Annotated in this window: 20 protein-coding genes and 1 tRNA gene; 11 read left to right on the forward strand and 10 right to left on the reverse strand. The window is 61.7% G+C overall.

Going from position 1 to position 19,120, the window contains the following annotated elements; genetic code table 11:
- Together AQS8620_RS04380 and AQS8620_RS04385 are read right to left on the reverse strand one after the other, a co-directional pair.
- On the reverse strand, positions 1–246 hold a 246-nt coding region (locus AQS8620_RS04380), incomplete at its 3' end, for a transposase (RefSeq protein WP_085835877.1).
- A 119-nt stretch (positions 247–365) separates the two neighbouring features.
- Positions 366–731 (reverse strand): ArsR/SmtB family transcription factor, encoded by a 366-nt coding sequence (locus AQS8620_RS04385; protein ID WP_085835650.1) that lies wholly within the window; start codon positions 729–731, stop codon positions 366–368.
- A gap of 112 nt (positions 732–843) precedes the next feature.
- Here AQS8620_RS04385 and arsB point away from each other — a divergent pair, with 112 nt between their 5' ends.
- The 5 genes from arsB (at position 844) to AQS8620_RS04415 (ending at position 5,257) form a co-directional block, all read left to right on the forward strand.
- Positions 844–1,884, forward strand: a complete 1,041-nt coding sequence (gene arsB / locus AQS8620_RS04390) for an ACR3 family arsenite efflux transporter (protein ID WP_085835651.1) — start codon at positions 844–846, stop codon at positions 1,882–1,884.
- 3 nt (positions 1,885–1,887) lie between these two features.
- Complete coding sequence (locus AQS8620_RS04395) at positions 1,888–2,304, forward strand: arsenate reductase family protein (protein ID WP_085835652.1); 417 nt, start codon at positions 1,888–1,890, stop codon at positions 2,302–2,304.
- Complete coding sequence (arsH, locus tag AQS8620_RS04400) at positions 2,301–3,014, forward strand: arsenical resistance protein ArsH (RefSeq protein ID WP_085835653.1); 714 nt, start codon at positions 2,301–2,303, stop codon at positions 3,012–3,014. The genes AQS8620_RS04395 and arsH overlap by 4 nt, the downstream gene beginning before the upstream one ends.
- A 420-nt stretch (positions 3,015–3,434) precedes the next feature.
- Positions 3,435–4,829 (forward strand): MATE family efflux transporter, encoded by a 1,395-nt coding sequence (locus tag AQS8620_RS04410; RefSeq protein ID WP_085835655.1) that lies wholly within the window; start codon positions 3,435–3,437, stop codon positions 4,827–4,829.
- Entirely contained in the window at positions 4,826–5,257 is a 432-nt protein-coding gene (locus AQS8620_RS04415) for a glyoxalase superfamily protein (protein ID WP_085835656.1), read from the forward strand. Before AQS8620_RS04410 ends, AQS8620_RS04415 begins: the two co-directional genes overlap by 4 nt.
- Before the next feature lie 123 nt (positions 5,258–5,380).
- Here AQS8620_RS04415 and AQS8620_RS04420 read toward each other — a convergent pair whose 3' ends face one another.
- The 4 genes from AQS8620_RS04420 to bglB form a co-directional block, all read right to left on the reverse strand.
- Positions 5,381–6,679 carry a TRAP transporter large permease gene (locus tag AQS8620_RS04420; protein ID WP_085835657.1) on the reverse strand — a complete coding sequence of 433 codons (1,299 nt, stop codon included), beginning with the start codon at positions 6,677–6,679 and terminating at the stop codon, positions 5,381–5,383.
- 13 nt (positions 6,680–6,692) lie between these two features.
- Positions 6,693–7,205, reverse strand: a complete 513-nt coding sequence (locus AQS8620_RS04425) for a TRAP transporter small permease (protein WP_085835658.1) — start codon at positions 7,203–7,205, stop codon at positions 6,693–6,695.
- Position 7,206: 1 nt separating this feature from the next.
- On the reverse strand, positions 7,207–8,181 hold the full coding sequence (locus AQS8620_RS04430; protein ID WP_085835659.1) for a TRAP transporter substrate-binding protein: 975 nt from the start codon (positions 8,179–8,181) through the stop codon (positions 7,207–7,209).
- A gap of 75 nt (positions 8,182–8,256) precedes the next feature.
- Entirely contained in the window at positions 8,257–9,378 is a 1,122-nt protein-coding gene (gene bglB / locus AQS8620_RS04435; RefSeq protein ID WP_085835660.1) for a beta-galactosidase BglB, read from the reverse strand.
- Between the two features lie 185 nt (positions 9,379–9,563).
- On the opposite strand from bglB, the gene AQS8620_RS04440 reads away from it, so the two are divergent.
- Positions 9,564–10,442 carry an IclR family transcriptional regulator domain-containing protein gene (locus AQS8620_RS04440; protein ID WP_234990369.1) on the forward strand — a complete coding sequence of 293 codons (879 nt, stop codon included), beginning with the start codon at positions 9,564–9,566 and terminating at the stop codon, positions 10,440–10,442.
- 135 nt (positions 10,443–10,577) lie between these two features.
- Here AQS8620_RS04440 and AQS8620_RS04445 read toward each other — a convergent pair.
- Positions 10,578–10,653, reverse strand: a tRNA-Thr gene (locus AQS8620_RS04445).
- A 54-nt stretch (positions 10,654–10,707) separates the two neighbouring features.
- Positions 10,708–12,282 (reverse strand): ABC transporter permease, encoded by a 1,575-nt coding sequence (locus tag AQS8620_RS04450; protein ID WP_234990377.1) that lies wholly within the window; start codon positions 12,280–12,282, stop codon positions 10,708–10,710.
- A gap of 254 nt (positions 12,283–12,536) precedes the next feature.
- Here AQS8620_RS04450 and AQS8620_RS04455 point away from each other — a divergent pair, with 254 nt between their 5' ends.
- Complete coding sequence (locus AQS8620_RS04455; RefSeq protein WP_085835662.1) at positions 12,537–13,415, forward strand: hypothetical protein; 879 nt, start codon at positions 12,537–12,539, stop codon at positions 13,413–13,415.
- Positions 13,416–13,428: 13 nt separating this feature from the next.
- Here AQS8620_RS04455 and AQS8620_RS04460 read toward each other — a convergent pair whose 3' ends face one another.
- Together AQS8620_RS04460 and AQS8620_RS04465 are read right to left on the reverse strand one after the other, a co-directional pair.
- The gene (locus AQS8620_RS04460) at positions 13,429–14,124 is read right to left on the reverse strand and encodes a hypothetical protein (protein ID WP_085835663.1); all 696 of its coding nucleotides are present in this window, start codon (positions 14,122–14,124) and stop codon (positions 13,429–13,431) included.
- A 70-nt stretch (positions 14,125–14,194) separates the two neighbouring features.
- Positions 14,195–14,446, reverse strand: a complete 252-nt coding sequence (locus tag AQS8620_RS04465) for a DUF2312 domain-containing protein (protein ID WP_085835664.1) — start codon at positions 14,444–14,446, stop codon at positions 14,195–14,197.
- Positions 14,447–14,611: 165 nt separating this feature from the next.
- On the opposite strand from AQS8620_RS04465, the gene AQS8620_RS04470 reads away from it, so the two are divergent.
- From AQS8620_RS04470 to AQS8620_RS04485, 4 genes are all read left to right on the forward strand, one after another.
- Complete coding sequence (locus tag AQS8620_RS04470; RefSeq protein WP_085835665.1) at positions 14,612–14,848, forward strand: hypothetical protein; 237 nt, start codon at positions 14,612–14,614, stop codon at positions 14,846–14,848.
- A 214-nt stretch (positions 14,849–15,062) separates the two neighbouring features.
- Entirely contained in the window at positions 15,063–16,130 is a 1,068-nt protein-coding gene (locus tag AQS8620_RS04475; protein ID WP_085835666.1) for a glycosyltransferase family 2 protein, read from the forward strand.
- Positions 16,127–16,744, forward strand: coding sequence for a hypothetical protein (locus AQS8620_RS04480; protein WP_085835667.1), 618 nt, complete (start codon positions 16,127–16,129; stop codon positions 16,742–16,744). The genes AQS8620_RS04475 and AQS8620_RS04480 overlap by 4 nt, the downstream gene beginning before the upstream one ends.
- 3 nt (positions 16,745–16,747) lie before the next feature.
- Complete coding sequence (locus tag AQS8620_RS04485) at positions 16,748–19,102, forward strand: glycosyltransferase family 2 protein (protein ID WP_085835668.1); 2,355 nt, start codon at positions 16,748–16,750, stop codon at positions 19,100–19,102.
- Positions 19,103–19,120 lie beyond the last annotated feature (18 nt).

Raw genomic sequence — 19,120 nt, forward strand, 5'->3', positions numbered from 1 at the left:
CGCGGCCTTTTTTAACACCTCCCGCGCCTCCCGCAGAATACGGTTCTCTTTGCGCAAGCGCTCATTCTCGCGGCGCAACTCCGCGTCCTCAGCTGCTGTTGGATCTGTCGAGTACTCTCGCATCCACCTGCCCAAGGTCGAAAAACCAACCCCAAGGTCCGACGCAACCTGTCGCCGTGTCAGGCCGCTGTGCGTCGCGATCCGAACCGCCTCGCGCTTGAAGTCTTCATTATGTTTGGGTGCCATATCCGCTCTCCTTCATGGCGAGCATTGCTCGCAGAAAACCGGAACGGAAGTGATGCAAGTCCACCCCATGGACGAGCACCCCGAGGGCGCAGGTCCCCCGTTATCCGCGCTGCGACCATCTACTTGGCGTGGTCGCACGCTGTGCCCTCCCCCGCCATCCGCCCTTCGTTTGGCCGGCCAATGCCTGCGCAGGCGCTTTGATCGCCGCCGCAGCAATCCTGTAGCAGGAACTGCACCAGCCCGTTCACCGCATCGAACCGCGGCGCGTACTGGATTTCGCGGTGGTGGCGTTGCGTGGTGACCAACCCGGCGCGTTTCAGCGTGGACAGGTGCCCCGACAGGGTTGAGGGCTTGATGTCCAGCAGGCGTCCGACCTCCATCGCCGGTGTCCCCTTGGGCCCGCGCCGAACCAGCAGGCGGAATATCTCGAGCCGCGTCTCATGGGCAAGGGCGCTGAACGCGTCGATGGCGGAAGGTTGGTCCATATTTCGTGATTACGCGAAATGACGCGTATTGACAAGCCAGCCCGTACTGGCCTACCCAACACTCAATTCGCAAATATGCGAAATGACAATTTCATGACACCGGAGCCTCCCCATGTCCGACGATGCCGCCCCGATGGGCCGCTTTGAACGCCTTCTGACCCTTTGGGTCGCGCTCGCCATGGTGGCGGGTCTCGCCATCGGCACTGTGGCGCCGGGTCTCGTCAGTGCTATCGCCGCGGCCGAAGTGGCGTCGATCAACCTTGTCGTCGCCGTGCTGATCTGGGCGATGGTCTATCCGATGATGGTGAGCGTGGATTTGGGCGCTGTCGCAGGGGTGGCGCGCCAACCCAAGGGGTTGCTGGTCACGCTGGTGGTGAACTGGCTGATCAAGCCCTTTACGATGGCCTTTCTGGCCGTGCTCTTTTTTGACCACATCTTCGCGCCCTGGATCGCGCCCGAGGATGGCGCGCAATACATTGCCGGCCTGATCCTTCTGGGGGCCGCCCCCTGCACGGCAATGGTCTTCGTCTGGAGCCAGCTGATCCGCGGCGATGCCACCTATACGCTCGTGCAGGTGTCGGTGAACGACCTGATCATGGTGGTGGCCTTTGCGCCCATCGTTGCGCTGCTGCTTGGCGTGACCGAGATCGTCGTGCCCTGGAACACGCTGGTTCTGGCGACCGTGCTTTACGTGGTTCTGCCGCTTGTCGCAGGCCTCGCGACGCGTCGCGCCCTGAGATCGGACGCCGCCATCGCCGCTTTCACCGCGCGGATCAAGCCGCTGTCGATGATCGGGCTGGTCGCCACGGTCGCGATCCTGTTTGGCCTGCAGGGCGACGCCATCCTGTCGCGCCCCGGGATCATCGCGCTGATCGCCGTTCCGATCGTGATCCAGAGCTACGGGATCTTTGCGCTGGCCTATGGTGCGGCTTACCTGTTGAAGGTGCCCCACAGGATCGCCGCGCCCTGTGCCATGATCGGCACGTCGAACTTCTTTGAACTGGCGGTGGCCGTGGCAATATCCCTTTTCGGGCTGACCTCCGGCGCGGCACTGGCCACGGTGGTGGGGGTGCTGGTGGAGGTGCCCGTGATGCTGTCGCTGGTCGCCTTCGCCAACCGCACCCGCGCGCGATTTCCCCAAACCGGAGTCTGAGCCATGATCGTGATCCACCACAACCCCGCCTGCGGGACCTCGCGCAATGTGCTGGCCTTCATTCGCGCCGCCGGCGGGGAGCCGGTGGTGATCGACTACCTGTCCGAGGGCTGGACCCGCCCGCAGCTTCTGGCGCTGTTTGCCGCCGCCAATCTCACCCCGCGCGCGGCGTTGCGCGAAACGAAATCTCCGGCGCAGGAACTGGGGTTGCTGGCGGACGGCACCAGCGACGAGACGATCCTGAACGCGATGCTGGAGCATCCGGTCCTCGTGAACCGTCCCATCGTCTGCACCCCGAAGGGGGTGCGCCTGTGCCGACCGTCCGAGACCGTTTTTGACCTGCTCGATCACCTGCCCCCCGGGCCGCTTTGCAAGGAAGACGGCGAGATGGTGATCGACAAGACCGGAGCCCGCCCATGACCGACCCCCCCCAGATCACCCAAGCCGCCTTTGCCCCGATTGACCGGGAGGCGCTTTTTCCCGCCACGCGCAGCCCCCACGCGGCGCGCCTCCTGATCCTCTACGGCTCCCTGCGCGAGCGCAGTTTCTCGCGCTTTGCGGCAGAGGAAGCCGGACGCATTCTCACCCGCTACGGGGCCGAGGTGCGCATCTTTGATCCACGCGATCTGCCTGCCCCCGATAGCGCCCCTGCCGATCATCCCAAAGTGGCCGAGCTGCGCGATCTGGTCACCTGGTGCGAAGGCATGGTCTGGTCGTCGCCCGAACGGCATGGCGCCATGACCGGCATCATGAAAAGCCAGATCGACTGGATCCCGCTGTCGCTTGGCGGTGTGCGACCAACGCAGGGAAAGACGCTGGCGGTCATGCAAGTCTGTGGCGGCTCGCAGTCGTTCAACACGGTCAACCAGCTGCGCATCCTTGGGCGCTGGATGCGGCTCCTGACCATTCCAAACCAATCCTCTGTCGCCAAAGCCTGGGACGAATTCGACGACAACGGCCGCATGAAGCCCTCGCCCTATTACAACCGCATGGTCGATGTGATGGAGGAGCTGGTGAAATTCACCCTGCTGACCCGCGACATCCGCGACCATCTGGTGGACCGCTATTCCGAACGGGTCGAGGACCACGCAGCGCTCTCGGCGCGGGTCAATCAGGCCAAGGCCCTGTGATGACCGGAGGCGCGCCAGAACTCGATCGGGCTTTGGCATGATCGCAGATTTCTCGATGCTTTTTCTGAGCGCCCGCGCCCGCCGCCCCGAAAGCGGCAACAGGGCTGTGGCGCATTCGGGATCGTCTCTCAACGGGTGCTGCGACCGCGCGAACAGCATCGAACCCACACCAGCCGCGCAGGGCGACGCGCTGCTGGTGTGTGGCATTTCGCAAATAGGCGCAAACGTGACATCCCTGTCCCATATTGCCTTTCAGTCGGTTCGCTTGTAACAAAGCCACAAGGTGCCGGGCACCTGCCGCCTGCAGACGCAAGTCACGGTGAAGCCCGAAGCAAGACATCCCCTCACCCTCGAAGCATTTCGCAGGTGGGTAATGCAGGCTCCCTCCAGATCCGAAGTGCCTCTTAAGAGGAGTGAGCGATGTCTGTCGGACGCGCTACCAATACGATTGAAAACCCCTTTCTGACCTTGCCGGTCACACGATTGTTCCTGACCAACGCCCTTCCCATGGCCGTGGTCATGTCGACGAGCGGCCTGCTGAACGTGGTGGACGGGATCTTTGTGGGGCGGTTTATCGGGGCTCAGGCCCTTGCGGCGGTCAGTCTGGCCTTTCCGGTGGTCATGCTGTTGACGGCGCTGACCACCCTGACAGGCGGCGGCATGTCGAGCCTTCTGGCCCGGCACTTGGGCAAGGGGGCGCGGCGCGCGGCGGGGGCGGTTTTCGCGGGCGCCCATGGGCTGGCCCTGTTTGTGAGTGCGGGTTTAATCCTCGGCGCGCTGACACTGGGCCCGGGCATTGTTTCGTTTCTCGCCGCCGGAAATGAACCTGTCGCAGCACCCGCAAAAGCCTATCTGCTGATCCTGATCCTTGGGGCGCCTGTGCAGTTCGCTTTGGGGCTGCATGCCGATGCGCTGCGCAACGAAGGGCGATCCGGGCACATCGCGGTGTTGTCGGTGATCGTGAACCTGCTGAACGTCGCTGCAAACTATATCGCGATCGTGCTGCTCGATCTCGGCGTCGCGGGATCGGCGATCGGGACGGTGGCGGCGCAGGCACTTGGCCTGACACTGCTTTTGTGGCTGCGCAAACGCGATCCCGCTCTGTTGCCGCTTGCGGCACTTTGGCAGGCAAGCTGGCTGACAGGATGGCGGCAGATCCTGTCGCTGGGCCTGCCCCTCAGCCTGAGCTTCGTCGGAATGGCGCTCGTGGCCAGCACTGTGCTTCTGGCCATCGGCAATACCGCCGCGGATCATGGAACCTATGTCGCAGCGTATGGGATCGTGACGCGCATTCTCGGTCTGGCCTTCCTGCCGCAGATGGCCATCGCGCTGACCACCCAAAGCATCACCGGAAACAACGTCGGCGCAGGCCGAACGGACCGCGCGGGCGCAGGGCTGCGGCTTGCCATCGGCTGCGCGTTCCTCTGGTGCCTGTGCGTGGCACTGGCAGGCATGCTGGCGGGCGAAACGCTCGGTGCGCTGTTTAGCGAAAATCAGGCGGTGATCACGGCCGTTGGGGCGATCATGCGCCCCATGACAGCGCTCTATGGCGTCACCGGACCGATCCTTGTGGTTGCCCTGCATTTCCAGGCCATGGGGCATCCGCTGCGAACCGCGGTTCTGACCTTGATCAAGCCTTGGGTTCTGACGCCTGCGCTCGTTGCCCTGCTGAATGCGCATTTGGGCGTTCAAGGCCTTTGGCTTGCATTTCCTGTCGCTGATGCCGCTCTGTTTTGCGTGTCTGTGACAATGGTGTTTCGGGGCCGCATACGCGACGCACCCGCCGCGACATTGCGTCCCAAGGAGGGATCATGACACAGCCATCGCTCGATACGCTCAAGACGCAGGCAAAGGCTCTGCGGCTGGCACTGAAAGCCGGAGGCACTGTCGTCAGCCATGCGCAGGCCCTCGAACTGATCGCCCGGCAACACGGGGCACGAGACTGGAACACGCTGCATGCGCGGCTCACCCGTCACAATGCCCCAGCCGACCTTGCCCTCGGCGATCGGGTCGCCGGACTTTACCTCGGCCAGGCCTATACCGGCAAAATCACTGCCCTGTCGGGGCCTGTCGGGCATCGGCAGGTGGACATCAAGCTCGACCAGCCGGTTGACACCGTTCGCTTTGAGAGCTTTTCGAACTGGCGTTCCCGCATACGAGGAACCCTCGACATGGAAGGGCGCAGCCATCGCAGAACATCGGATGGCGCACCGCACCTGATCGTGGAGAAAATGCCATCCTGATGTCTGGCAGCGGTGCAAGCCCGCGAAGGACGGATTGCAGCTATGGCGTCGCGCGGCGCGCGTCGCGCGCGTCCCAACCATCGCGCGGGGCGCGCGTCACAAAAATCCCGCGCGGGGCGCGCGTCACATGCCAAATAGTTTGGGCAGCGTCATCGTGAGCGCGGGCACATAGGTGACGACCATCAGCAAGGCGATGAGCATCAGGTAGAAGGGCGCCAGCGCGCGGATGGCGCCTTCCACCTTCACCCCTGCCACCTGCGCGCCGACAAAAAGCCCCGTGCCCACAGGCGGGGTGATTGTCCCAATGGCGAGGTTGAACACCAGGATGACGCCGAATTGCACCGGATCGACGCCGATCTTGGTCGCGATCGGCAACAGGATCGGCGTGAAAATCAGGATCGCAGGGCCGATGTCCATAAAGCAGCCGACCACCAGAAGGATCACGTTGATCACCAGCAAGACGATGATCGGATTCTCGGAAATCCCGAGGATCAGCGCCGTGACTGCCGCCGGAATTCCGGTAAACGCCATGGCAAAACTGAGCGCGGCCGAGGCGGCCAGCAACAACATGATCGTCCCCGTGATCATCGCGGTTTCGATCAGGAATTTCGCCAGATCGCGCAGCGGCGTCGTGCGATGGATCACAAAAGCCAGCGCCAGCGTGTAAATCACCGCGATGCCCGAGGCTTCGACAGCCGTAAACACGCCCCCCAAAATCCCGCCAATCACGATGACGATCAAAAACAGCGAGGGGATCGCCTCGACCACGATGCGCAGCGCGGCTTTGAAGGGGACGCGCGGCGACAGGGGCCAGCCTCTGCGCCACGCGATGACGGAGGTGATGGACATCAGGCCGATGCCCCACAAAAGCCCCGCAATCGCGCCCGCCAGAAACAGCGCAGCAATCGAGGTGCCGTCAGAGACCAGTGAATAAATGATGAAAGCCGTGGTGGGCGGGATCAACATGCCCGTGGGGGCAGAGGCGATGTTCACGGCGGCGGCAAAGTTGCGATCATAGCCCTCGCGCGCCTGCATCGGCACCAAAACCCCGCCAATCGAGGTCGACGCGGCGATAGCAGATCCTGAAATCGCCCCAAACAGCATGTTCCCGGCGATATTGGTTTGCGACAGCGACCCCGGAATGCGCCCTGCCAGAAGCTTGGCCAGATTGACCAGCCGCACCGCGATGCCGCCCGAGTTCATGATCACCCCCGAAAGGATGAAAAACGGCACCGCAAGCAGCGAAAAACTGTCGAGGCTCGCCATCATTTTCTGCGCCGAGGTGAACAGCGCCATGTCAAGCGGCACGACCAGACTGACCGCCGCAAGGGCGGCGGCCACGATAGCGACCGCCAGCGGCAGGCCCAGAAAGGCCAGCACGCCAAAGACGGCCAGAAGAATGAGCGAGGCGGAAATGGCCATGGGAACTCCGGTGTCAGTCGCCTGCGCCAAGCGCGCGGGCAAGCTCGTCAGGCAGGCGGCGCGCGCCCAGTTTCAGGTCGACAATATTGAGCAGGCTGTAGAGCACGATCAGCACGCCGCTGGTCGGCAGGCTGGCATAGATCAGCCCCATGGGAACGCGCAAAACAGGGCTATGCTGGCCACTGGCGATGGTCACGCCGCGCAGGCCGCCAAGGATCAGGACGAAGACCGCAAAGACGATGAACGAGATCGGCACAAGGTAGTGCAGCATCCGGTTCACCCTGGGCGGGCTCATGTCGCGAAAGAAATCGACGGCCATATGGCTGCCCTGTCCGGTGGCATAGGCCGCGCCCAGCAGCGACATCCAGATCACCCCGAACCGCAGGGTCTCTTCGGACAGGGTGGAGGGTGCGCCAAGCAGATAGCGGCTGATCACCTGCCACGCGAGGATAAGGACCATTCCTCCCAGCAGCAGGGCCAGTACGCCCCCGAGAAGCGCATCCAGGACGCGGCGCACCCGTTTCATTTTACTGCTCCGCGTGGGCGCGGATCGCCTCGTAGGCGGCGTATTTTTCCGGCTCTGCTTTCAGCTTTTCATACATCGGGGCGACCGCTTCCTGGAATTGCGCCACGTCAGGATAGTTGAAGTTGACGCCGAACTCTTCTTGGGATTGTGCGCGGGCGGCATCGACGGACGCGCCCCAGACCGATTTGTGGAACTCGGTGGACTCTGCGGCAGCTTCCTGGATGGCGGTGCGCTGATCGTCGGTCAACTTGTCGAGCGTCGCGGTCGAGATCATCAGCACATCGGGAATGCGCGAATGCATGTCATAGGAATATTCCTTTGCCACTTCGCCGTGACGCGCGATCGTGATGGCGAACTCGTTGTTTTCCGCGCCATCCAGCACGCCCTGCTGGATCGAGGTATAGACTTCGGCCTGACTCATCGCGATGGGCGCACCGCCCAGAAGTTCAACCATTTCGATCAGCGTGGGCGATTGCAGCACGCGGATCTTGAGCCCCTTGAGGTCCTCGACCGACATGATCGGCTTGTCTTTGGTGTAGAAAGACCGCGCGCCGGAGTTGTAGTAGGTCAGCGCAACCATGCCCTGCTCCCGGGTCGAGCCATAGATCGGGTCGGTCACGTCGGCGCTGTCCATGGCGGCGTAGAAATGCTCTTCGCCGTCAAATAGATACGGCATCGCGAACACGCCGTAGACGGGCGAGAAGCTTTCCATCAGACCGCCGGACACTTTGGTGATGTCCAAAAGGCCGCCCTGCACCATTTCCAAAAGCTCGCGCTCGCCGCCAAGTTGGCTGTCGGGGAAATAGGTGACCGTCACCTCCCCATCGGTTTTTTCCGCCACCAACTCGCCGAATTTCTGCATCGCCTCTACCGTGGGCGTGGCGTTTTGCGCATAGGCAAAGCGCAACTCCAACGCTTGCGCGGCGCCCGTAAAGGCCAGCAGGCTGACGCTTGTCCAAAGAAGTGTCTTTTTCATCCGATTTTCCTCCCAAAAAATTTTAGATGTCAGGTGAGATGTCAGGGGCGCGCCCTGAACAGGTTGGCCTGCGCGTCAGATGTGACTGCGCAGGTATTCCGATAGCGCGAACATCGCCATGGCTTGCCCATAGGGCATCGAGGTCAATTTGATGTCGCGGTAATAGTCCAGATCGCTGCCCATCGCCGTGCCGAAGGACACGTTTTGCAACTCGCCTTCGGGGCTGATGTTGTCGATCACGCCCTGCAACGCGCGCTCGGCCACGGGGCCGAATTCGGGCCCGATGTAGCGCTTGCGCACCGCCTTGAGCAGGCCATAGGCGAAACCGGCGGTGGCCGAGGTTTCCAGATAGGAATGCGGATCGTCAAGCAGCGTGTGCCACAGACCCGTTTCGCGATCCTGACACTGGGCCAGCGCCTCTGCCTGACGGCCCAACAGCGCGACCAGATGGCGCCGCAGCGGGTCGGTTTCGGACAGGTCCAGCAGCTCGATGAACTCCGGGATCACAATGGTCACCCAGGAATTGCCGCGCGCCCAAAGCGCATCGGCAAAGTTGTGATTGCCCTCGAAGGTCCAGCCATGGAACCACAGGCCGGATTTGGTGTCGGCGAGATACTGCGCGTGGATCAAAAACTGGTATTTGGCTTCTTCGATATACTCGGGACGGTTCAAAACCAGCCCGATCTTGGCGAGCGGCACGACCGACATCATCAGCGTATCGTCCCACATCTGCTGGTGGTTCACCGAGTTGTACACAATGTGCTGTAGGCCGCCATCGCGGGTGCGCGGCATCTCGTGCATGATCCATTCGGCCCATGTTTCCAGATAGGGCACCCATTTGGGATCGCGGTCCATTTCATAGAGATGCGCAGCGGTCAAAAACGGCGAGACGGTGTTGATATTCTTGGTGGGCGTGCCTTCGGCAAGGCGTTCGCCAAACCAGTCCTCGATGATTTCCATCGCGCGGGGCGTGCCGGTGAGTTGCCAGTATTTCAGCAGCCCGTAAAGCCCGATCCCGTGGGTCCATTCCCAGCCCTTCCAGCCCTTGGTGTCGATCACCCGACCGTCTTCGAGGCGCAGCAGGAAATCACCTGTTTCATCGGTGATGGCCACAAGATTTTCACTAAGCAGATCGATCAGCGCGCAGGTTTCGCTGCGGCTCACGATATGCGTTTTCTGCGCAAGCAACGGATCCATTGTCTTCCCCCCAAAGTCATCCGGCCCTCCAGCCGGCGGCGCATTTTCGGAACGCCGTTTCGAAAACTAAAGAAACACATTTAGCTTTTAGCGGCAAGATATTTTGTAAAATAATATTTATGTTTTATTTCATTAGGTTAGAAAGAAAACGCATCCCGATTGACAAGGGCGTCAAAAAATACAGAATGGCTTTTCAAGTTTCACAAAACGGATCGCACCTGTTCTCGATGGCACAGCCCCCCCACTCCCCTGCCCCCCCCCCTACCCGCCAAACCAGTGCCCAAACGGGTGCCCCCAAGACCGAAAATGTCGCTGCGGTGCTGAAGGTTTTTGGCGTGCTCGAGGCGCTGTGCGAAGAGGGCGAAAGTTCGCTTGCACAGATCGCGCAAAAGGTGATGGCCTCGAAAAGCACGGCCCACCGCCTGCTGCAAACCATGGTCGATCTGGGCTACGTCGAACAGGACGGCGAAACCGAGCAATACCGCCTGACGCTCAAACTGTTTTCACAATCCGCCCGCGCACTGGAGGGCCAGAGCCAGATCCTGCGGATCGCGGATCGCGGCATGGGGGCGCTGTCGCGCGCGACCGGCGAGGCAATCAATCTGGGAATGCTCGACAAGGTCGATCAGCGCGTTCTCTACATCCACCAGAAAGAATCGGCCTATTCCCTGTCGATGCGCAGCGCCGTGGGCACCAGCAATCCGGTGCATAGCACGGCTTTGGGCAAGGCGCTGCTGGCGTGGCGCGAACCCCAAGAGATCGCAGAGCGCATCAGCCGCATCGACTTCACCCCCAAAGCGCCCCGCACCATTCTGGATGCAGACAGTTTTCGCACCGCTCTGGACGAGACCCGCGCACAGGGGTTTGCCGAGGAAATCGAAGAGGCCGAAGAAGGCGTGCGGTGTCTGGCTGTGCCCCTCCTCAACCACATCGGCACGCCCGTGGCCGCAATTTCCGTGTCTTTCCCGCTCTTTCGCTACGATGAAGCACGCCGCGCGGAGTATATCGACCTTTTGACCCGCGTCAGCCAAGAGGCCTCCCTTGCCCTTGGCTATCAAGGCTGAACTGCCCGCCCGGCGGCAGGGCCGGCGCGCTTGAAAAGCGGTGGCGCGAACGCACCCCGCCTGCGCGCCAGCGAAGTGCTGGAAACATGCGGCGCTAAAACCTGAGGCGCCCAAAACATGCGGTGATGGATGAAATGGTGCCCCCACACGGACTCGAACCGCGGACCTACTGATTACAAATCAGTTGCTCTACCAGCTGAGCTATAGGGGCACTGGGCGTCCGTTTACTTGCTCATCTCACGTCGTGCAAGATGGTTTTTGTCGCTCAGCTTTGTCTTGTGCCGTTTTCGGCGCGGGCCATCAATCCGACCGCCACCAGACCGACACAGATCACCAGAATCGCCGCAGGAGAGGCCTGCCCGAGGTGTTCGAGGGAGGCTTTTTCATGCACGCGGGTGGCCAGGGTGTTGTAATTGAAAGGGCGCAGCAACAGGGTCGCAGGCAGTTCCTTGACGCAGTCCACGAACACCAACAGCAGTGCCGTGCCCACCGAGCCACGGATCAGCGGCACATAAACGCGCCGCAATGTGCCCCCGGCCGATTGCCCCAAAGAGCGCGCTGCCATCGGCAGCGAGGGGGCAATGCGCCCCATGGCGGAATCGGCCGCGCCCTGGGCGATGGCGAAAAAGCGCACACCATAGGCGTAGATGATGGCAAAGGCCGATCCGGTCATCACAAGGCCCATGTCGTGGCCCGTCAGATGCTGCCAGAAATCCGCAATCGCATTGTCGGCGCGCGCCATGGGCAACAGCAATCCGATGCCCAGAACCGCGCCGGGTGCCGCATAGCCCAAGGTCGTGACGGGCAACAACAAGCGCGGCAAAGCCCGCCCCGTCAGGCGCACGCCGTAGACCATGAACAGCGCCGCGACAACGGTCAGCACGGCGGCAATGCCGCCCACCGTCAGGGTATTCACCAGCGCCGTGATCAGCGCCGGATCGCCCCATTGCTCGGCGTTTTTGAGCGCGTGATAGCCGATCACCGAAACCGGCAGCACAAAGCCCACCGCAAAGGGAATGACGCAGGCAACAAACGCGGCCCCTGCCCGCCACCCCGTCAGGTGGATCGGTGAAATGGGGCGTGAGTGGCGCACCGAGCGGTGGAACTTTGCCCGCCCGCGCGAGGCTTTTTCCAACCCCAGCAACAGAAAAACCAGCACCAGAACCACACCCGCGATCTGGGCCGCGCCGCCGGCGTTTCCCGTCTGCAACCAGACAGAAAAAATCCCCGTGGTCAGGGTCTGCACCGCGAAATAATCCACCGTTCCGAAATCGGCGACCGTTTCCATCATCACAATCGCCACGCCTGCGGCAATCGCCGGTCGGGCCATCGGCAGGCCAACACGCCAAAAGCGCGCAAAGGGCCCGGCGCCCAGCGCCCGCGCCACCTCATAGATCGACCCGCTTTGTTCGCGAAAGGCCGCACGCGCCATGAGGAAGACATAGGGGCTTAGGGCGGCGGTCAACACCACGATGGCCGAGCCGAGCGAACGGATCTGGGGAAACCAGTAGTCGCGCGCACTCGTCCAGCCGAAAATCTCGCGCAGGGCGGTTTGCACAGGCCCTGCGTATTCAAAGAAATCCACCAAAGCATAGGCCCCGACATAGGCAGGAATGGCGATGGGCAGCAGCAAAAGCCATTGCAATGTGCGCGCAAAGGGAAAGCGGTACATCGTCAGCAACCATGCCGCCCCCGTCCCGACGCAGGCCGAAAAGGTCGCGACAGAGACCGCCAGAATTGCCGTGGTGCGCAGGTAGCGCGGCAAGGTGGTCGACAGCAGATGCGGCCAGATATTGGTGTCGGGGTGAAAGGCGATCCAGACCACAGCCGCAAGAGGCATCAGCACCAGCAGGGCAATGATCACCGCCCCCAGAGACCACAGATCGACACCGCGCACCCGTTTGGCCCCGTGCCGGTGCAAACGGTTGGGGCTGCCTGTGGCGGCATTTGCTTGCGCATCGCCCGCCGGTGTCGCAAAACTATGGGAATTCTGAGCGCTCATTTCCGGTTCGTTTACCTCTAAGTGGTTTATCTGTCCAGAAATGCCCTTATATTGGCGCAAATTTGAACGATGGGGCGAATAGTTCACCAACCATGATCATTTCGGTCCATATCGGCGCGCATTTTACCAATGGCAGCCTGCTCATGCGCTCGCTGCAAAAGAACAAAGCTGTGCTTAAAGAGCAGGGCGTGATGGTGCCCTCGACCCTGCGCTATCGTGACCTGCTGCCCGCCGCGATGAAAGAGGCGAAATTCGTGCCCGCCCCGCGCGCCGCCCAAGACAGGCTGATCGACGCTATCACCGGTCCCGACCGCCCCGAGCGTCTGGTGCTGGGCTATGAGAACACGATCTGCATCCCCGATCTGATTTTCGAGCGCGACCGCTTTTATCGCCGCGTCGAGTTCAAATCGAAGTGGCTGCGCAACACGTTTGCCGACTACCCGATGGAATTCCACCTCTCGCTGCGCAACCCCGCCAGCTTCATCCCCGCAGCGGCCAATGCGCTCGCGCGGCGCACCCCCTATGAGGAGTTCGTCGGCAATACCGACCTGCGTTCGGTCTATTGGTCGGATGTGGTGGCAGATATCCGCACGTCATGCCCCGATGTGCCGCTGACCGTCTGGGCCTTCGAGGACACGCCGATGCTTTGGCCCGCGGCGATGCAGGCGGTCGCGGGGGTTTCTGCGGATCTGCGCATGGTGGGCGGTTTCGACATCCTCAGCCAGATCATGCGCAACGAAGGCATGATGCGGCTGCGCACCTATCTCAAGACCCATACCCCCGCGAATGAAACCCAGCGGCGCCGGATTCTGGCGGCGTTTCTGGATAAATATGCGCTGGAGGATGCGATGGAAGAGGAAATCGACCTGCCCGGCTGGACCGATGAACTCGTCGCCGAACTGACCACGAACTACGAGGAAGACCTCGAGGAAATCGAGGCGATGCCGGGCGTGCAGATGCTGCTGCCGTAAGCGCGCCTGCGTGCTAGGGTCGCCGGGGTTTTGACGGATACACCCCTGCCAAAATCTGCGCGATCACCAAGGGCCCGTTTTGGGCCACCAGATGGGCCAGCGCACAGCCCGCCGCGCCATAGGCCTGCGGCCCTTTGACAGGGCCAAGGCGGCGCAGCTCGGCTTTGCTTTCGACCAGATCCGCCGCCTCGAACCGGCAGGTCGCGGGATCAAGGTCAACGCGCGGATCAGCGCTGACATAGACCGCAAGCCCCTCGTCCACCCAAGCGGGAATGGAAAACGAACGGCGCAGCCCGACCTTTTGATGCAGCACCGCATGGACCAGCTCGTGGCGCATGATTTCGGGCCGGTATCCCTGCGGCGGCAGGTAGATCAACCGCGTGCCATAGGTCATGCCAATGGTGCTGGTCCCGCCCATCAACCCGTTGCAGCCTTCGGTGAAACACACAAGCACCCGCGCAGGCACATAGGCGGCGCCCACGACAGGCTCGATCGCGGCCACGGCGGCGCGCACATCGGCGCGCACCTGCGCGGGCGCAACGCCCGCATTCGGCTCGATAAAGATATTGTCGCCCGCTGGCACAAAGCCAAAACAGCGCGGGCACAGCCCTGCAAAAACCGGCGGAAAGCTGAGAAAAAACAGCGTCACGAAAAATGCAAAGGCCAGTGCAAGCGCCGATGTAACCGCGCGTCTGTAGCCCGCTGTCATCCCTGCATCCCTTCGCCTGTGCGGCTAACAAAGCGTCCCACAGCGCCCAAGCGGCCCTGCCAGAGGCGCGTCAGCTCATGCCGAGGGCTTCGAGATACATGTCGAGCACCGCCTCTTCTTCGGCGATATCGTCTTTGGAACGTTTGCGCATCGCGATGATCTTGCGCAGGATTTTGGTGTCGTAGCCACGACCTTTGGCCTCTGCCATCACTTCTTTCTGGCGATCGGCAACGTCTTTCTTTTCGATATCAAGGCTTTCAAACTGCTCGATAAACTGGCGCAATTCGTCGGCGGCAACGCCATAGCTGCGGGGGCTGTCCATGGTCTTGGGTCCTCAAGTGGGGCATTCTGTGGCGTTGATCTTTAAGGGCGCGCGCGCCGTGGCGCAAGCATCCCCCTGCCCTTGGCGCAATATGCGCGGCCGCGCGCGCTTGTTTCGCCGCCTTTGAGGCTTTATGCGGGGGAAAAACAGCTTTGCGAGGACCGCATGATCTATCTTATCTGGGCCGGTGCCCTTGTGGCCATGGCCGGCATCGTCGCGCTTGTTGCCAGTGGCATTCTGGCCGCCAAGGTCAAAGCCCGCGGCACCACCGCCCCCAGCACGCCCGACCAAGAGACCCAAAACCGCAAAGCACTGCAAAACCTGCTGATCCTCAATCTGGGCGGCCTGATGTTGGGGATTTTTGGCATCGGCATGCTTGCCATCGGCCTGATCCTGCGCTGATCTGCGACACATTCGGGCAACAGTGGCGGCGGGATTGATCGCGTTTCAAGAAACAATCCGCGCCGCGTTGACCTATCGTCCCCTTACTGGCACATAATTGCGTAACGTTTTTCGGCTATTGCTTGGGATCGACCCAAGGCAAAACGCCAGCACATCCCAAGGGATTGCCAAGACCCCCATGCCTTGGGGGTCGCGGCACAAGAGGACGCATTTTATGGCCCGCACCCCTAAATCCGGCGCCCAGCCAAAGCGCATCACTGCCGTCACCTGCGTGAAAAACGAAGGCCCGTTCCTGTTGGAATGGATTGCCTTTAACCGCGTGATCGGCGTTACGGATTTTCTTTTTTATTCAAATGATTGCACGGATGGCACCGATGAGATGCTGGACGCGCTTGCCGCGCAGGGCCTGCTGACCCACCTGCCCAACCCCGCCGAGGGGCGCAATTACCAGATGGAAGCGCTCAAAGCCGCGCAAAGCCATCCGCTGGTCAAATCCGCCGATTGGGTCTGGATCGCGGATGTTGACGAGTTTTTGAACATTCACGTCGGTGAGGGCACCATCCCCGAATTGATCACCGCCTGTGACACCCCCCACGCCATTTCGCTGACCTTCCAATTCATGGCCAATTGCGATGTCGAGGCCTTCGAAGACCGCCCAGTGATCGAGCAGTTCACGCGCGGGCACAATCCCGACATTTGGACCGACCAGCTTGCGATTGAGGTCAAGACCCTGATGCGCAACGATTTTCCGTTGCAATATTTCGGCGCGCACCGTCCGTTTTTTCGCCACAACAAACTCGCCGCCGACAAATGGCCAAGGTGGACCGACGGGTCGGGTCGGGCCGTGCCGCAAAAGTTTCTGATCGCCGCGAACAAACGCCGCATCCGCAAATTCCCCGCTCAGGGCGCGCGCAATTTCGCCACCCTCAACCACTACGCGCTGCGGTCGCTCGACAGCTATCTGGTGAAAAACGACCGTGGCGACGTGAACCGCGAAAACCGCCATTTCGACGACAGCTACTGGCGCGAGCGCAACGATGACGGGTTCAAAGACGACAGCATCCTGCGCTATCTGCCACGTCTGAAGGCGGAAATCGCGCGTCTCAAGGCGCTGGACGGCATTGGCGCGCTGCATGACAAATCCGTTGCCGCCCATCGCGCCACCCGCGACCGCCTGATGGCGGATGAGGACTACGCCGCCCTTGCCACCCGTTTGAAAACGCTGCCCAAAACCACCCCGCCCGAATTGGCGTTGATGGCGATTCTGGGGATCGACGCATGACGCTGTTCTTCAATCTTGGCCTGCCCAAATCCGGCACCACCACGCTTGCGACGGCCTGGAACGAGGCGGGGCGCAGGGTGGCCGACTGGCGTCTGCCCAAAGCGATGGACCCCGAGCGCCCCTTTATCGGCGGCCTGCTATACAAGGGCTATTACGACAGCGGCGACCCGTTGCAGCACCTGAGCGGTTTTGACGCTTTTGCCGAAGTGTCGGCCCTTGCCAAGACCGGCAATTTCTGGCCGCAGATGGATTGGGGGCTGATCGACGCGCTGCGCAAACATCACAGCGTCAAGTTCACCTTTACCCACCGCGATCCCGTCAAACATGCGGATTCGATGCTGCGCTGGAACAACCTTGGTTCCTCGCGCATCCCCCATTCCAACATTCCCGGCGCGCCCAAAGGCTTTGCCAAAGGCAGCGATGGTCTGGCGCGCTGGATCGAGGGCCATGCAACATTTGTGCGCCATGTCTTTGCGAATGATCCCGATTTTCTGGAAATCGACGTGGCCGAAGCCACCGCCAAAGAGCGGCTCGAGCAATTCAGCGGGATTGCCCTGCCCTGGTGGGGCACCGCCAATGCGAACACCAAAAATACTGTAGAGAGTGACGGATAACCCATGCGCATTTACCTTCACATCGGCATGGACACCTGCGGCGTGTCGCGGGTGCAAAAGTTTCTCGACGCCAAGCGCGACCAGCTTGCGGGCAAGGGCGTTCTCTATCCGATCAAACCGGGCCGCCAAAACCACACGCGCCTCTATATGGCCGTGTCGGACCCTGAAAACGTTGATGTTTTGCGCTGGAACCGTGGCTATGCGACAGCCGCCTTGCAGGCCAATCTGCGCATGGCGGTGATCAAGGAGCTGGCGGGCGAAGTGGCGAAATCCGCGCCCACGACGATGATCCTGTCGGCCAACCAGTTCGGCTCGGCGCTGCGCACCCCGTCCGAGCTTGGGCGTCTGCACGACATCCTGCGCCAGTTTTCCGACGATATCCGCATCGTCGCCCATGTGGAGGAACAGTCGCGCGTGCTGATGCGCCACTATTTCGAGCAGTTGCTCGCAGGGCGCACCGCCTCACTCAAGCTTGAGCTGGGGATCGCAGGCGCGGATCCGCAGGATTGGGCCGAGGAATGCATCGACATGATGCCCCGCCTCAACCCCTTGATGAACGAATTCGCCGAAGTGCAGGCCCCGGCCTTCTGGCTGGATTACGCGGGCCTGCAAAAGCGCTGGGAAGATGTGTTTGGCGCGGGGTGCTTTTCCTTTCGCAGCTACGACCCCGAAACATTTTACGGCGACGACAGCCTCGCGCAGGAAGTTTGCGCGGCCTTTGATCTGCCCAAGAATATCGGCAAGATCGACGCCGCCCGCGCGCCAACCCCCGCCCCCGCGCCATGGGCCACCCGCGCGCGCCAGATGAATCTGTTGTTTTCCAAAGCCTTGGCAAAGGAACGCCTGATCCCGCGTCAGCTGTGGCGCAAACTTCTGATCGAAGTGGGAATCGGCGGTGCGCCGCTGCAAGCCGGTGCCCTGTCCCCGATTTCCAACATTTTCAAAGCCTCGAACGCCGCTTTGGTCCAGGCCCACCCGGCGCTAAGCGCCAAGGCGATGACGCCCGATGCGCCGCTGGATGACTGGACAGAGGCCAACCCCGAACGCGGCTTTCGCGCCACGCAGTATATGTGCGTGTTCCTGCCGCGCATCGACGCGGCCACCATCGAGGAGCGCGAAAAGCGCGCCGCCGCCATCGAAGCGCTGGCCGCCCATGGCGCGGAGGGGCCCAAACTGTCGCCCGTGGCCGAAAAACTTCTGCCCCCCCTCGCCAAGGACAACTACCCCAAGCTGGCCGTGGGCCGCTTTGCCCCCCACAATAAACTCGGACATGTCGAGGAAGACACCGCCCAAAGCCCCTACCCCGCGATGACGCCCCACGAACTGCCCAAGGGCAAAACGGGCAATGTCATCGTGGGCTGCATGAAAAACGAAGGCCCCTATATTCTGGAATGGGTCGCCTATCACCGCGCCATCGGGGTCGATAATTTCCTGATCTATACCAATGATTGCTCCGACGGGACCGACGAGATCCTCGGGCGTCTGATGGAGCTGGGCGTGATCGAGCACCGCCTCAACAACGACTGGAAGGGCAATTCGCCCCAGCAATATGCGCTGAACCAGTCGCTCAAGGAACCGGTGATCATGAACGCCGACTGGATCGCCCATATCGATGTCGACGAATTCATGAACATCCGCACCGGCAATGGCACGCTGGACGATCTGTTTGCCGCCGCGCCCGACGCGACCGCCTGGGCCATGACGTGGCGGCTGTTTGGGCACAACGATGTGACGCAATTTGCCGATGATCTGGTGATCGGCCAGTTCGATCACTGCGCGCCCAAATACTGCCCCAAGCCCCACACGGTGTGGGGGTTCAAGACGATGTTTCGCAACGATGGCGCTTATGAAAAGTTTTCCTGTCACCGCCCCAACAAACTCGATCCCGCCCGCGCCGCCGACATCAAATGGGTCAACGGTTCGGGCAAGGACATGGGCGAGGAGGTCAAGGAAAACGGCTGGCGCTCGGGGCTTGGCACCATAGGCTACGACCTGATCCAGCTGAACCACTATGCGCTGCGCTCGGCGGAAAGCTATCTGATCAAACGCCAGCGCGGTCGCGCCCTGCATGTCGACCGCTCCATCGGCATCAACTACTGGGTGCGCATGGACTGGAACCAGCACAAGGATGTGTCGATCCAGCGCAATATCGAACGGACCCGCGTTGAGTTGGACAGGCTGCTGGCCGATGACGTGCTGCGCGACCATCACGCGCGCGCGGTCGACTGGCACCGCGCCAAAGCGGCAGAACTGCACCAGAACCCCGAATTCGAAACCCTCTACGAACAGGCGCTCGAAACCAAGCTCGACGATCTTGAACGGGTCGCTTTCGCCCTGGCGCTGGATCTGGAAAGCTGACGGCAGCAGGAAAGGCCG

Origin of the sequence: Aquimixticola soesokkakensis (assembly GCF_900172375.1) — a bacterium.
Classification (GTDB): domain Bacteria; phylum Pseudomonadota; class Alphaproteobacteria; order Rhodobacterales; family Rhodobacteraceae; genus Aquimixticola; species Aquimixticola soesokkakensis.

Excerpts from the sequence above, each read along its gene's own strand:
- AQS8620_RS04385 (WP_085835650.1), bottom strand. The coding sequence starts at position 731 with ATGGACCAACCTTCCGCCATCGACGCGTTCAGCGCCCTTGCCCATGAG.
- arsB (WP_085835651.1), top strand. The coding sequence starts at position 844 with ATGTCCGACGATGCCGCCCCGATGGGCCGCTTTGAACGCCTTCTGACC.
- AQS8620_RS04395 (WP_085835652.1), top strand. The coding sequence starts at position 1,888 with ATGATCGTGATCCACCACAACCCCGCCTGCGGGACCTCGCGCAATGTG.
- arsH (WP_085835653.1), top strand. The coding sequence starts at position 2,301 with ATGACCGACCCCCCCCAGATCACCCAAGCCGCCTTTGCCCCGATTGAC.
- AQS8620_RS04410 (WP_085835655.1), top strand. The coding sequence starts at position 3,435 with ATGTCTGTCGGACGCGCTACCAATACGATTGAAAACCCCTTTCTGACC.
- AQS8620_RS04415 (WP_085835656.1), top strand. The coding sequence starts at position 4,826 with ATGACACAGCCATCGCTCGATACGCTCAAGACGCAGGCAAAGGCTCTG.
- AQS8620_RS04420 (WP_085835657.1), bottom strand. The coding sequence starts at position 6,679 with ATGGCCATTTCCGCCTCGCTCATTCTTCTGGCCGTCTTTGGCGTGCTG.
- AQS8620_RS04425 (WP_085835658.1), bottom strand. The coding sequence starts at position 7,205 with ATGAAACGGGTGCGCCGCGTCCTGGATGCGCTTCTCGGGGGCGTACTG.
- AQS8620_RS04430 (WP_085835659.1), bottom strand. The coding sequence starts at position 8,181 with ATGAAAAAGACACTTCTTTGGACAAGCGTCAGCCTGCTGGCCTTTACG.
- bglB (WP_085835660.1), bottom strand. The coding sequence starts at position 9,378 with ATGGATCCGTTGCTTGCGCAGAAAACGCATATCGTGAGCCGCAGCGAA.
- AQS8620_RS04440 (WP_234990369.1), top strand. The coding sequence starts at position 9,564 with ATGGCTTTTCAAGTTTCACAAAACGGATCGCACCTGTTCTCGATGGCA.
- AQS8620_RS04450 (WP_234990377.1), bottom strand. The coding sequence starts at position 12,282 with ATGCCTCTTGCGGCTGTGGTCTGGATCGCCTTTCACCCCGACACCAAT.
- AQS8620_RS04455 (WP_085835662.1), top strand. The coding sequence starts at position 12,537 with ATGATCATTTCGGTCCATATCGGCGCGCATTTTACCAATGGCAGCCTG.
- AQS8620_RS04460 (WP_085835663.1), bottom strand. The coding sequence starts at position 14,124 with ATGACAGCGGGCTACAGACGCGCGGTTACATCGGCGCTTGCACTGGCC.
- AQS8620_RS04465 (WP_085835664.1), bottom strand. The coding sequence starts at position 14,446 with ATGGACAGCCCCCGCAGCTATGGCGTTGCCGCCGACGAATTGCGCCAG.
- AQS8620_RS04470 (WP_085835665.1), top strand. The coding sequence starts at position 14,612 with ATGATCTATCTTATCTGGGCCGGTGCCCTTGTGGCCATGGCCGGCATC.
- AQS8620_RS04475 (WP_085835666.1), top strand. The coding sequence starts at position 15,063 with ATGGCCCGCACCCCTAAATCCGGCGCCCAGCCAAAGCGCATCACTGCC.
- AQS8620_RS04480 (WP_085835667.1), top strand. The coding sequence starts at position 16,127 with ATGACGCTGTTCTTCAATCTTGGCCTGCCCAAATCCGGCACCACCACG.
- AQS8620_RS04485 (WP_085835668.1), top strand. The coding sequence starts at position 16,748 with ATGCGCATTTACCTTCACATCGGCATGGACACCTGCGGCGTGTCGCGG.